Genomic DNA, 13,088 nt, shown 5'->3' with positions numbered 1-13,088 from the left:
GACGTTATGCTTTAACAGCTGGTTTTACGATTACGTTGCCACCGATAGCACCAGGTACTGCACCTTTAATAAGAAGCAGATTGCGCTCAGCGTCAACACGTACGATCTCTAGGTTTTGAGTCGTTACACGCTCAGCACCCATGTGACCAGCCATTTTTTTGCCTTTAAACACGCGACCTGGAGTTTGACATTGGCCAATTGAACCCGGAGCACGGTGAGACAAAGAGTTACCGTGAGTCATATCTTGAGTACGGAAGTTCCAACGCTTAACAGCGCCTTGGAAGCCCTTACCTTTAGATGTACCAGTAACGTCTACTTTTTTGATTTCATTGAAAAGTTCTACGTTTAGCTCAGCGCCAACTTCAAACTCTTCACCGTTTTCTAAACGGAATTCCCAAAGACCGCGGCCTGCTTCAACACCTGCTTTCGCAAAGTGACCAGCTTCAGGCTTAGATACACGGTTGGCTTTCTTAGCACCTGCAGTTACTTGGATTGCTGCATAACCATCAGTTTCAAGTGTACGCACTTGAGAAACACGGTTAGCTTCAACCTCAACAACTGTTACAGGGATAGAAACGCCTTCTTCGGTAAATACGCGGGTCATACCCACTTTACGACCGACTAGACCAATCATTATTTCTTCTCCCTTAACCTAGGCTGATTTGAACATCAACGCCAGCAGCAAGATCTAAACGCATCAATGCATCAACAGTTTTATCTGTTGGCTCAACGATGTCGATTAAACGCTTGTGAGTACGAATTTCGTACTGGTCACGTGCGTCTTTGTTGACGTGAGGAGAAACAAGAACAGTGAAACGCTCTTTACGAGTAGGTAGTGGAATAGGACCACGAACCTGTGCGCCGGTGCGCTTTGCTGTTTCAACGATTTCCGCAGTGGACTGATCGATTAGACGATAATCGAAAGCCTTTAGGCGGATACGAATACGTTGGTTCTGCATGAGACAGAGCTCCAATTAATTAATTACACAAACAATATCGCCACTCAACTGCGTAAATTCGCAGGAATGCCGATTGATTTATGTGAAACCGTAGTGCCCTTATTGGGTACATTGTCAGTTAATTTCATCAGAAACTATTTAACTATTTCTAGATAACTAGACGACTAATTTTATTAACTGCGAACATAAGCTGAGTATACATTATGGCTAGTCACCGAATAATTCCTGAAGAATTAAGAGTGCTAACGCGAATCCTCGCTGCTCATTGGTTCACAACTGGCTAAACCAGAGCCGTGCATTATACAGATCACATAATGGGATGCAAGTGGTGTTCGAAAATTAATCGCAAAAAGATAATACGAGATACGAGATACGAGATACGAGATACGAGATACGAGATACGAGATACGAGATGATTTTATTTCTTCATTTTACAGTAGGCAACAAAAAGGGAAGCCGAAGCTCCCCCTTTTTCATACAGATTTGAGTCTGATATTAAGCGATGATTTTCGCTACAACACCAGCACCAACTGTACGGCCACCTTCACGGATAGCGAAACGTAGACCTTCGTCCATCGCGATTGGTGCGATTAGAGTAACTGTCATTTGTACGTTATCACCAGGCATTACCATTTCAACACCTTCAGGTAGTTGAATGTCGCCAGTTACGTCAGTTGTACGGAAGTAGAACTGTGGACGATAACCTTTGAAGAATGGAGTGTGACGACCACCTTCATCTTTCGAAAGTACGTATACTTCTGATTCGAAAGTTGTGTGTGGGTTGATTGAACCTTTAGCAGCCAATACTTGACCACGTTCAACGTCATCACGCTTAGTACCACGTAGAAGTGCACCAACGTTCTCACCTGCACGACCTTCGTCAAGCAGTTTACGGAACATTTCAACACCAGTACATGTCGTTACTGTAGTGTCTTTGATACCAACGATTTCTACTTCGTCACCTACGCGTAGGATACCGCGCTCGATACGACCAGTTACAACAGTACCACGACCTTGAATTGAGAATACGTCTTCAATTGGTAGTAGGAACGGTTGGTCTACTGCACGCTCTGGCTCAGGAATGTAAGAATCTAGTGCTTCTGCAAGCTCAACGATTTTGTCTTCCCACTCTTTCTCGCCGTTTAGTGCGCCAAGAGCTGAACCTTGAATTACTGGTAGATCATCACCTGGGAAGTCGTACTCAGAAAGAAGTTCACGAACTTCCATTTCTACTAGCTCTAGAAGCTCTTCATCATCAACCATGTCACATTTGTTCATGAATACGATGATGTAAGGGATACCAACCTGACGACCAAGTAGGATGTGCTCACGTGTTTGTGGCATTGGACCATCAGTCGCAGCTACTACTAGGATACCGCCGTCCATTTGCGCAGCACCAGTGATCATGTTTTTAACATAATCGGCGTGTCCTGGGCAGTCTACGTGTGCGTAGTGACGTGCTGGAGTATCGTACTCAACGTGAGAAGTTGCGATTGTGATACCACGCTCGCGCTCTTCTGGAGCGTTATCGATAGATGCGAAGTCTTTAGCTACACCGCCGTACACTTTTGCAAGTGTAGTACAGATAGCAGCAGTAAGAGTTGTTTTACCGTGGTCAACGTGGCCGATAGTACCAACGTTTACGTGCGGTTTCGTACGTTCAAATTTTTCTTTAGACACAATCGTGTTCCTTCCTAGTTATGATTCGCTTTGACAAAGTTTGCGTCAAAACGCGCCAGAATTTGCTATTTTATGCGTCAATTTTCATCAACGCAATAGATTCATTGTTTAATAAGGCGATCAGTGATTAAACTCATCGCCAAATCAACCTTAACCGCGTTCTGCAATGATTGCTTTTGCAACATTGTTAGGCACTTCAGCGTACTCACTAAACTCCATGGAGTAAGAAGCACGACCTTGTGTCGCAGAACGTAAATCAGTTGCGTAACCGAACATGACGGACAACGGAACTTGTGCACGAATTATCTTCAGGCCAGCTGTCCCCTCGTCCATACCTTCAATGATGCCTCGACGACGGTTAATATCGCCAACGACGTCACCCATCCAGTCTTCTGGAGTAGTTACTTCAACTTTCATCATAGGCTCAAGCAAAACAGGTTGCGCTTGAAGTGCACCCGTTTTGAAAGCCATCGAGGCGGCGATTGTAAACGCCATCTCACTTGAATCTGTTTCATGGTAAGAACCATCAAATAGTGTAGCTTTGACATCCAAAACAGGATAGCCAGCAAGTACACCATTATTCATCTGCTCTTCAACCCCTTTCGCGATTGAAGTGACAAACTCTTTCGGCACAATACCATTGGCAATTTCATCTACGAAGACAAAGCCTTCGCCAGGTTCTGATGGTTCAAGTTTCAGCCATACGTGACCGTATTGCCCCTTACCACCGTACTCACGGATAAATTTACCTTCCGCTTTCGCCGTACCACGAATTGTTTCACGGTAAGCTACTTGTGGATTACCAACGTTGCAATTCACGTTAAATTCACGCTTCATACGATCAACGATGATATCTAAGTGTAGTTCGCCCATACCTGAAATCAGAGTCTGGCCAGTTTCCGCATCCATATCAACGCGAAATGATGGGTCTTCCGCTGCTAGTTTACCGAGAGCGATAGTCATCTTATCTTGATCAGCTTGAGAGCTTGGCTCTACAACGATCTGAATAACTGGATCTGGAAACTCCATGCGTTCAAGAACAATTTTATGGTTCTGGTCACACAGTGTTTCACCTGTCGTCACATCTTTAAGACCAATGATGGCTGCAATATCACCCGCTCGTACTTCTTTCACTTCTTCACGCTTATTTGAATGCATTTGAACAATGCGACCTAAGCGTTCACGTTGTTTTTTCACAGAGTTGTAAGCCGTTTTACCGCTTTCAACAATCCCTGAGTAAACACGGATGAAAGTTAAAGTACCAACAAATGGGTCTGTTGCAACCTTAAATGCTAGCGCTGAGAACGGTTCATTGTCGTCTGCGTGGCGCTCTACTTCATTTTCGTCTTCATCGATACCTTTAATTGCAGGAACATCGATTGGAGAAGGAAGGAAGTCAACCACCGCATCTAAAACAGCTTGTACACCTTTATTTTTAAATGCACTACCGCAAGTCGCTAATACTATTTCATTATTAAGGGTACGAGTACGAAGACCTTGTTTGATTTCAGCTTCTGTCAGTTCACCTTCTTCAAGGTACTTATCCATTAGCTCTTCATTTGCTTCTGCTGCCGCTTCAACAAGTTCTGTACGATATTCTTCGGCAATTTCTTGCATATCTGCTGGAATATCTTCGTACGTGAAAGTCATGCCTTGGTCAGCGTCATTCCAGTTAAGAGCTTTCATCTTAATAAGATCAACAACGCCTTTGAAGTTTTCTTCAGCACCAATATTCAATTGAATAGGAACAGGCGTTGCGCCTAGACGATCTTTGATCTGTTCAACTACACGCAAGAAGTCTGCGCCTGTACGGTCCATTTTATTCACGAATACCAAACGAGGTACGTGATATTTGTCCGCTTGACGCCATACTGTCTCTGACTGGGGTTCAACACCAGATGAGCCACAGAACACAACAACCGCACCATCAAGTACACGTAGAGAACGTTCCACTTCAATTGTAAAGTCAACGTGTCCAGGGGTGTCGATAATATTGATACGGTGATCTGCAAACTGAGCTTCCATACCACGCCAAAACGTCGTAGTTGCTGCTGAAGTGATCGTAATGCCGCGTTCTTGTTCTTGCTCCATCCAGTCCATGGTTGCTGCACCATCGTGAACTTCGCCAATTTTATGAGAAAGGCCTGTGTAGAACAGAATACGCTCAGTTGTGGTTGTTTTTCCTGCATCAACATGCGCACAGATACCGATATTACGGTAGCGCTCAATAGGAGTTTTACGAGCCACGGTGAATCCTCTTATTAGAGACTTAGGGACTATTGCTATATCTAGTTTAGATATCGGTTAAAGCGTTGCTTTACTAATATTTTCTTGCTCTAGATATAACAATAGTTCCTAGCATAAGCATAGGAACTAAAGAAGTACTGCAAGGAACCTTGCAGTACTATAAAGACATTACCAGCGGTAATGTGCGAACGCTTTGTTCGCGTCTGCCATACGGTGAACGTCTTCACGTTTCTTAACAGCAGTACCTTTGTTTTCTGACGCGTCTAGCATTTCAGCTGCAAGACGTTGTGCCATAGATTTTTCACCACGCTTACGCGCAGCTTCAACCAACCAACGCATAGCAAGAGCGTTACGGCGAACCGGACGAACTTCTACAGGTACTTGGTAAGTTGAACCACCCACACGGCGAGATTTAACTTCTACCGCTGGACGAACATTTTCAAGAGCTTCTTCAAATACAGCTAAGTGATCTTTACCAGATTTCTCAGCCATAGTATCTAGTGCAGTGTAAACAATTTTTTCAGCAGTTGATTTCTTACCATCAACCATAAGGATGTTTACAAATTTCGCCAGCAATTCAGATTTGAATTTAGGATCTGGAAGGATCTTACGCTGGCCTATTACGCGACGACGTGGCATGGATGTTTCTCCGTTGTCTTCTTCAGGTTATCCAAAACTTTTCAGTTTCATCAAAATTATATAATTTTAGTGTTTGGCCTTACTTAACGCTTTTCTGTTAAAACAGAAAGCTATTAAGACTTAGGACGTTTAACACCATACTTAGAACGACCTTGTTTACGGTCGTTTACGCCAGCACAGTCAAGAGCGCCGCGAACGGTGTGGTAACGCACACCTGGTAAATCTTTAACACGACCACCACGGATTAGAACAACGCTGTGCTCTTGAAGGTTGTGACCTTCACCGCCGATGTATGAAGTAACTTCAAAGCCGTTAGTTAAACGAACACGACATACTTTACGTAATGCTGAGTTCGGTTTCTTAGGAGTAGTAGTATATACGCGAGTACATACACCACGTTTTTGTGGACACGCTTCTAGCGCAGGCACGTTGCTTTTAACAACTTGCTTTGCACGTGGCTTGCGTACCAACTGGTTAATAGTTGCCATTAAATAGCTCCTGATTTACGAAAATAAGCTTGTGAAAAATCTAATCCTAATTCCAAGCAACATTTGCATGTAGCGAGAAATAAGGACGCGAAATTTTATTCATCAAGGGGGGATGTGTCAAGAAATATACAATCGTGCTGCCGAGTTTTTTTCTCTGGCAATAAGAAAAGTGTCAATAATACTGAGATTAATCCCAAGTTATTGATTGAGTGTGCTGTTCGGTAAGATAAACAAAGCCTTTAAAATCAGTTAACTGAGCATAAACACTTGCTGAATCAACCAAACCACGCGCCGCAAGATCCTCTTGTAACACCCAGCAACGATCTTTTTGATCTTTCAATCCAATTAATGGACTTGATTGGCGAAAAAGAGCATAAACAGCATCTTCAACGATTAATACAGCATCATCAGGTTGGATCAAATTGATCGCATCTGTCAGTCCTGATTGGCTCTTTATAATATGTAGCATGTCTATTTGCCCTATTAAAATGTCAGGACCTTTTGGCACTGTTGGAGTTTTTCTACCATTTCAGCTTGGCTTAATGCGCTATTTTCAATCAGCAAGTCGTCTGAGTTTATGTGGTAGTCATTTAATGATGATTGGCAGGTATAAATGTTATCAATCTCGTATAAATCCAACAATTTAAAAGCTGAAATATGATCTCTAGACAAAATGCTTTCCGGCTGTTGCGCTGGAAGCAACTGCGTCACCCCTGCGCCGATAAAAAACACATCAATATCTTCACAGTAAGCCGAAGCGGCTAACAATGCATCCAGCCCTTCTCTGCCTTTTGCGCTCGTATGAGGGTGAGAGCGAAATACAAAACCTAAGCGCATTAAAACTGTACCACCCTATCTTGTACTAACATGGCTTCAGCAAGCCCACCTAGTCCAGCCAATTCAAAACCTTGAGCCACATTACTGCTATCTCGCTCATGCGTTTCGGCTTCATTACTATCTAGAATGCCGCGGCGCAATGAAGCTGCAACACAAGACTCCAAACGCACCTCATGCTGTTCACTCAATTGCTGCCAAGCTTTGACTAGATCAAATTCATCATTCGCAGGCACAACCAAGCTAGAAGCATTATGAACCCCATCTTGATAGAAAAACACACTGACTAACTGGTGCCCTCTTTCAATCAAAGCGCAAGCAAACTGATAAGCATTAAGCGCAGATTGACTACCATAGACCGAGCCATTCACTAACAAACTATAAGTCAGCACTTTTTCTGGCGAGGATAAACCTTGACTCACTTTTCGCCGTCCTCAATTTTGCGCTGGCGAATATATAAATAAACCGTGTGTTTCGAAATATTTAAACGATCGGCTACCCGATTGATCGCATCTTTGATATCGAAGATCCCTTTATCATAAAGATCCATCACGATTTGGCGGTTTTTGGTATTGTTTGATACCGACTTATCAGCATTGATTTCTTCAATAGTGCGCTCAACCGTTTGATCCACCAGCTCTTCAACATCACTAGCAAAGTTAACCGATGAAGCCGCTTCTTCAGCTTCTGCGGTAGGCATAAAGGCGTGTAACACTTGAGAAAATGGCGCATCTAAATTGATATTGATACACAGTAATCCAATCACTCGCTGCTCACCATTACGGATCGCAATGGTGATCGACTTCATCAATACACCGCCTTTGGCACGGGTAAAGTAAGAGCGAGAGAAATTACGCTGCGAACCTTCGATATCTTTTAGCATTTTTAACGCTAGATCCGTAATCGGAGACCCGACTTGACGACCGGTATTTTCACCATTAGCAATTTTTACTGCCGAGGTATTCAAGTCCTCTAACGAGTGCAACACGATTTCACAATAGTTACCGATCAAGCTAGCAAGACCATCGACTACCGCTTCATAAGAATGCAAAATGATCTTATCGTGCTCTGTAAAGGGCATAACATGGACAGATTCCATTTCTAACAATGCTTCCGAATGTACCACTTCAGACTGACTCACACTCACCTCTACTCCGATAGAAAATCGTTATTAAAACTGTCGAACAATTAAACAAATTAACGTAAGTTTATCAGAAAATTTGAAAGAGGCACGGCTCTAACTTCAATATGATGATTTAGAACAAATTATGGGGCGTATTTTCAAACGTTCAAAACAAAAAAAGGCCCATCGTATTGATGAGCCTCAATTAAACTATCTAGTTCAATTAATTTGCAGCAGGTGCCTCTGGTGCTTCCGCTGATTTCACTGACATTAACTCAATTTCAAACACTAATGTTGAGTTAGCAGGAATGGTTGGTGTGTCTTGCTCACCGTAAGCAAGCTCTGGCGGGATCACAACTTTATATTTAGAACCCACTTTCATTAGCTGTACTGATTCAGTCCAACCTGGGATAACACGGTTAAGAGGGAAAGTTGCAGGCTCTTTACGATCGTATGAGCTGTCAAACTTAGTGCCGTCAACCAAAGTACCTTCGTAGTTCACTACTACAGTATCAGTTGCTTTTGGTGAAATGCCTTCGCCTTCTTTTTCAACTTTGTAAAGAATGCCTGATTCAGTTTTCTTCACGCCATCTTCTTTCGCGAACTCTGCACGGAAATCATCACCCGCTTTTTTAGCTGCAGCAGATTTCTCAGCGGCTTGCGCTTGCATCTTTTCAGAAACACGTTTATCTAGCGCTTGTAGTGCTTGATGCGTTTCTTCTTCTGTCATACCTGCTTTTTGAGCAAATACGTCTTCGATACCTTTTAAGACGATATCTTTATCTAGGTTGATACCGATTTCTGCTGGTTTCTCAATGCTAGTATTTAGGTAGTTAGCAAAAGAAACACCGATTGCGTATGCCGCTTTCTCATCATCAGTTTTATACAGTGTTGATGCAGCTGCAGATTGTGTCTGCTCAGCTTTTGCTGTTGTTTGTGCATCTTTTGATTCTTCTTTCTGACAACCTACTGCAAGTAGAACAGTGGCTGCAAGCAACGATACTTTAAAAATCGGTTTCATTAACTTCTCCAGCATGATGGAAAACCATCGTTATGATGTATAAAAATTTATTCTATCAATGTGTTAGAACGTTCGAGTTCTATATCTAGTCACTCTAGGTGCGATTGATCTACATTAACACTATCACGTGCTTAATTTAAGCTATTGTTAACTGACCGTATTTTTTTAGCAAAGTTCCGCCTTAACCCATAAAAATAATCCGCTTATTACTTTGTGTTTCAATAAAACACGACTTAAGTGACATTATTTACGCGATACCACGGCTCAATCAATGATCTACAGTGTGACATCTTTCAGGTATAATTTGGGTACAGTCGATTTAATAACTTAACAGTGAATAAAATGCATTCAGATAATCTTGAAAACGAATTAAAACAACGAATTGATGATCTCGAGTGTCAGGTCGCTTTCCAAGAACAAACCATCAATGAACTTAACGATGCTTTGAGCCAACAGCAATTGTTGATTACTCGCATGCAAGATCAAATGAAATTTGTCGTCGGAAAAGTCAAAAACTTGGATGCTTCAAACTTGGCCGATGCATCGGAAGAAACACCACCGCCGCATTACTAATTCACATTGTTGTTTTTATTTGTTTCTAGAAAAAATTGCTTTCTATAATCAAAAACGCCAACGTTAGACGCTGGCGTTTTTTTTAAAGATTAGTGAGAGCAGCCACAGCCGCCATTTCCATCACAACCTTCTTTTTTCTCTTCATGATCATGGCCACAGCAGTCGCCATCGTGATCGTGGTGATGACCACCCGCTTGATGTACATGGCCGTGAGCCACTTCTTCTTCTGTTGCTTCACGTACTGCAACAACTTCAACATCAAACGTTAATGTTTGACCTGCAAGCATGTGGTTACCGTCAACCACAACTTCATCGCCATCAACTTCTGTGATTTCTACTGGGATCTGACCTTGGTCGGTATCCGCTAGGAAACGCATGCCCACTTCGATTTCATCTACACCGTGGAATACGTTAGCAGGAACACGTTGAACTAGACCTTCGTTGTGCTCACCGTAAGCGTCTTCTGGAGCAATAGTTGTAGAGAATTTATCACCAGCAACTTTACCTTCTAGCTCTTTTTCTAGACCTGTAATTAGGTTGTTGTGACCGTGTAGGTAGTCTAGTGGCGCTTCAACCGTTGATTGGTCTACTACTACACCGTCTTCTACTTTCACTTGGTATGCCAAGCTAACAACAACGTTCTTTTCAATTTTCATATTCGCTCCAAATTCAGATTAAGCGTGAGAATGTGTGAGCACTTAATCTCTATGTGCAAGATAATGGGGATAAGCCAGACAGATTTCAATCGCTAATCCAGGATTATTTTACAAACCTGATGAATATCTTGCGCTTAGCAAACATTATTCTGGCTTAAAAATACCAATTAATTGTTCTGAACTAGGCAAACTGGTACTAGGTGAATTGGAGCTAGTGTTAGCCGAACTGGTTTCTACCGCTTGTGGTGTCTTTTGTTCCACATAATCACATTCCACACACTCAACCACTTCAATTTGGTTTTCTTCCCATACTCGTAAACTATCGCTTTGTTTGCAGTTTGGGCAGTTAGCGCCAGCAATAAATCTCTTCTTGGTTTTCATACCTATCCTATTTGATAACTTGAGTTGAGCTAGTCCCAGTGCTGTTGAGTCTGACGATCGCTTTCCATCTCTCGGTCAAAAATCTCTTCTAGCTCTTTGCGCGCTTCTTTAGCTCGAATACCCATATCTTTATCTTCCATATGCAAAGGCAATAACTCTTTTAGCATCGTGGTATCGAGTTTTCTAAAATGCGCTTCTGCACGCTTGGCTTGATAAGGGTGCATGCCCAATTGAGTTAACACTTGTCGTCCTAAATCAAGAGCGCCTAAGAAAGTTTCGCGCGAAAATAATGTCACACCAATATTCATCAATTGGTAAGCCTCAACCCGACTACGTGCACGCGCAAGAATTTTTAAATGCGGAAAATGCTGTTTACACAACTCCGCGATCTTTAATACTTCATCCGGCGAATCGGTACAAATGGCGATGGCTTTGGCTTTTTCAGCGCCAGCGGCTCGCAACAAATCAAGCTGAGTGGCGTCACCGTAATACACTTTGTAGCCAAATTTACGTAAAAGTTGAATTTGGCTGGCATCACTTTCTAATACCGTGATACGGATCTTATTGGCATACAATAAACGCCCTACCACTTGGCCAAAACGCCCGAAGCCAGCAATGATGACTTTCGGCTCTTCATCTACCACATCCGATTGCATGTTATCGCTAACGTTAATGGTGCGGTCAAACCATTTTTGCTGAGCAAGTAATATCAAAGGTGTGGTCATCATAGATAAGCTCACTACTACTAGCAGAAACGAGCTCATCTCCACTCCGAGCAAGCCGTGACCTTTTGCAGCGGTAAATAAGACGAAAGCAAACTCACCGCCCTGGCTTAAAATTGCCGCCATACGACTACGTGCTTTTGCCCGAGTGCCCATAAGACGAGCGAGTAGATAAAGAATAAAACCTTTAATCGATACCAATGCCACTACTGCGGCCAGAATTTTAATCGGATAAAGCGTTAGCAGTTCAAGGTTAACCGCCATGCCCACCGACATAAAGAACAAGCCAAGCAACAGCCCTTTAAATGGTTCAATGGCACTTTCTAATTCATGGCGATATTCACTTTCTGCCAATAACACGCCGGCCAAGAATGTGCCTAATGCCATAGATAAACCAAGCTGCTGCATGATCACCGAAATACCAATCACCAATAGCAAGGCTGCTACCGTAAATAACTCGCGAACTCGGCTCATCACCACATAGCGGAAAATTGGTCGTAATAGATAGTGACCACCGACTAATAAGCCGACTACCCCACCAATCATCCAAACCGCATCTAACCAGTCGCCGCCGACATTACCGGCTAATAATGGTAATACCGCCAGCATTGGAATGACCGCAATATCTTGGAAAAGCAACACTGAAAAACCAGACTGCCCGGTTTCCGTTCCTGCTAACCCTTGTTCTTCAATAACCCGTAATGCGATTGCGGTCGAAGAAAGCGCTAACCCCATGCCGATCACTAAGCTATTTTGCCAACTCACACCAAAAGCATTGGCGATCATCGAAATCACTAGGGTTGTCACTACCACCTGCGCGCCACCTAAACCTAGAATCGGCATGCGCATTTGCCAGAGTTTTTTGGGGTTTAGCTCAAGACCAATCAAAAACAGCAATAACACCACTCCGAGTTCGGAAAAGTGCATCACGCTATCCACGTCGCTAATCAGGCCAAGCCCCCATGGGCCAATCACAATACCCGCCAGCAAATAGCCTAATACTGAGCCTAAACCTAAACGTTGCGCTAAAGGGACAGCAACCACAGCAGCGGCTAGAAACACTACGCCACTTTCTAAAAAATCAATTGTCGATGCCATAATTCTTCCCTGTACTATTTACTACTTTCAAGTGGGTGCAATAACCAAGAGCGGTAAGCCTGTGCATGCTCAATGCGTACCGCTTGCTCAACATTCCTTGCCCAATATAAAACCAAAGGCTCAAGCCAATGCATTTGACATAGCTTGGCGGTCAACTCAAAAGGCTGCAAAATTTGTTCCAAAGGATATTGGTTATAACCATGAGCCGAGAAAGCTTCTTTAGAGCCACCCGTCGTCACCACACTCCGCCAGTGTTTATCTTTAAGTGCGCGACCTTTTCCGAATGCGAAGCCTTTGCCGAGTACCGTATCCATCCACTCTTTCATCAAAGCTGGGCAAGAATACATAAACAAGGGGTGCTGAAAGACAATCACATCATGTTCAAGTAACAATCTGTGCTCTGCGGCAACATCAATAAAAAAGTCGGGATAATGGGCATACAGATCGTGTACCGTCACATGAGGTAGCCCTTGCGCAGCTTTGAGTAAAACTTGGTTGGCGATCGAATTATCAGGATCGGGATGCGCATAAATGACCAGCACGCGAGGTTGTTGTATGCTTTGCTCGTCATCGTTGATGGATGTAGTAGTATGTTGGCTTATGTCTGACATCCTTGCCCCCTGACATTCCTTTATTAACACCAAAAGGTGCACGCTTTTGTCACTTT

At 43.1% G+C, this 13,088-nt stretch carries 16 protein-coding genes; 1 reads left to right on the top strand and 15 read right to left on the bottom strand.

The annotated features are described in order from the left end of the window. Positions 1–4: 4 nt before the first annotated feature. From rplC to fkpA, 11 genes are all read right to left on the bottom strand, one after another. The gene (gene rplC / locus L3V25_RS05565; RefSeq protein ID WP_027697927.1) at positions 5–634 is read right to left on the bottom strand and encodes a 50S ribosomal protein L3; all 630 of its coding nucleotides are present in this window, start codon (positions 632–634) and stop codon (positions 5–7) included. 13 nt (positions 635–647) lie between these two features. After that, positions 648–959 carry a 30S ribosomal protein S10 gene (gene rpsJ, locus L3V25_RS05560; protein ID WP_017026395.1) on the bottom strand — a complete coding sequence of 104 codons (312 nt, stop codon included), beginning with the start codon at positions 957–959 and terminating at the stop codon, positions 648–650. 495 nt (positions 960–1,454) lie between these two features. Further along, positions 1,455–2,639, bottom strand: a complete 1,185-nt coding sequence (gene tuf, locus L3V25_RS05555) for an elongation factor Tu (protein ID WP_119297235.1) — start codon at positions 2,637–2,639, stop codon at positions 1,455–1,457. Positions 2,640–2,789: 150 nt separating this feature from the next. Beyond that, positions 2,790–4,886, bottom strand: a complete 2,097-nt coding sequence (fusA, locus tag L3V25_RS05550) for an elongation factor G (protein ID WP_237294494.1) — start codon at positions 4,884–4,886, stop codon at positions 2,790–2,792. 168 nt (positions 4,887–5,054) lie between these two features. Beyond that, the gene (rpsG, locus tag L3V25_RS05545; RefSeq protein WP_045957025.1) at positions 5,055–5,525 is read right to left on the bottom strand and encodes a 30S ribosomal protein S7; all 471 of its coding nucleotides are present in this window, start codon (positions 5,523–5,525) and stop codon (positions 5,055–5,057) included. A gap of 113 nt (positions 5,526–5,638) precedes the next feature. Continuing rightward, positions 5,639–6,013, bottom strand: a complete 375-nt coding sequence (rpsL, locus tag L3V25_RS05540; protein WP_004399892.1) for a 30S ribosomal protein S12 — start codon at positions 6,011–6,013, stop codon at positions 5,639–5,641. Positions 6,014–6,200: 187 nt separating this feature from the next. Beyond that, complete coding sequence (gene tusB, locus L3V25_RS05535; RefSeq protein ID WP_237294493.1) at positions 6,201–6,482, bottom strand: sulfurtransferase complex subunit TusB; 282 nt, start codon at positions 6,480–6,482, stop codon at positions 6,201–6,203. Positions 6,483–6,496: 14 nt separating this feature from the next. Beyond that, on the bottom strand, positions 6,497–6,850 hold the full coding sequence (tusC, locus tag L3V25_RS05530; RefSeq protein ID WP_237294492.1) for a sulfurtransferase complex subunit TusC: 354 nt from the start codon (positions 6,848–6,850) through the stop codon (positions 6,497–6,499). After that, positions 6,850–7,236 (bottom strand): sulfurtransferase complex subunit TusD, encoded by a 387-nt coding sequence (gene tusD / locus L3V25_RS05525; RefSeq protein WP_237294964.1) that lies wholly within the window; start codon positions 7,234–7,236, stop codon positions 6,850–6,852. Before tusD ends, tusC begins: the two co-directional genes overlap by 1 nt. A 29-nt stretch (positions 7,237–7,265) precedes the next feature. Continuing rightward, on the bottom strand, positions 7,266–7,988 hold the full coding sequence (locus L3V25_RS05520) for a transcriptional regulator (RefSeq protein WP_089125045.1): 723 nt from the start codon (positions 7,986–7,988) through the stop codon (positions 7,266–7,268). 205 nt (positions 7,989–8,193) lie between these two features. Continuing rightward, positions 8,194–8,991, bottom strand: a complete 798-nt coding sequence (gene fkpA / locus L3V25_RS05515) for an FKBP-type peptidyl-prolyl cis-trans isomerase (RefSeq protein WP_237294491.1) — start codon at positions 8,989–8,991, stop codon at positions 8,194–8,196. Between the two features lie 342 nt (positions 8,992–9,333). Between fkpA and L3V25_RS05510 the strand changes: the two genes are divergently transcribed. Further along, positions 9,334–9,564 (top strand): SlyX family protein, encoded by a 231-nt coding sequence (locus L3V25_RS05510; RefSeq protein WP_237294490.1) that lies wholly within the window; start codon positions 9,334–9,336, stop codon positions 9,562–9,564. A gap of 89 nt (positions 9,565–9,653) precedes the next feature. On the opposite strand, the gene slyD is transcribed toward L3V25_RS05510, so the two are convergent. From slyD to kefG, 4 genes are all read right to left on the bottom strand, one after another. After that, positions 9,654–10,220, bottom strand: coding sequence for a peptidylprolyl isomerase (gene slyD / locus L3V25_RS05505; RefSeq protein WP_237294489.1), 567 nt, complete (start codon positions 10,218–10,220; stop codon positions 9,654–9,656). Positions 10,221–10,364: 144 nt separating this feature from the next. After that, on the bottom strand, positions 10,365–10,601 hold the full coding sequence (locus tag L3V25_RS05500; RefSeq protein WP_237294488.1) for a YheV family putative zinc ribbon protein: 237 nt from the start codon (positions 10,599–10,601) through the stop codon (positions 10,365–10,367). A gap of 29 nt (positions 10,602–10,630) precedes the next feature. Continuing rightward, a complete protein-coding gene (gene kefB, locus L3V25_RS05495) occupies positions 10,631–12,421 on the bottom strand; it encodes a glutathione-regulated potassium-efflux system protein KefB (RefSeq protein WP_237294487.1) in 1,791 nt (596 codons plus the stop codon). A gap of 14 nt (positions 12,422–12,435) precedes the next feature. After that, positions 12,436–13,032, bottom strand: a complete 597-nt coding sequence (kefG, locus tag L3V25_RS05490) for a glutathione-regulated potassium-efflux system ancillary protein KefG (protein WP_237294486.1) — start codon at positions 13,030–13,032, stop codon at positions 12,436–12,438. Between the last annotated feature and the right edge of the window lie 56 nt (positions 13,033–13,088).

This window comes from Vibrio sp. CK2-1, from assembly GCF_021726515.1.
In the GTDB taxonomy this organism is placed as follows: domain Bacteria; phylum Pseudomonadota; class Gammaproteobacteria; order Enterobacterales; family Vibrionaceae; genus Vibrio.
Note: the sequence above shows the minus strand (reverse complement) of the source record. Positions and strands in the feature narration are given on the sequence as shown.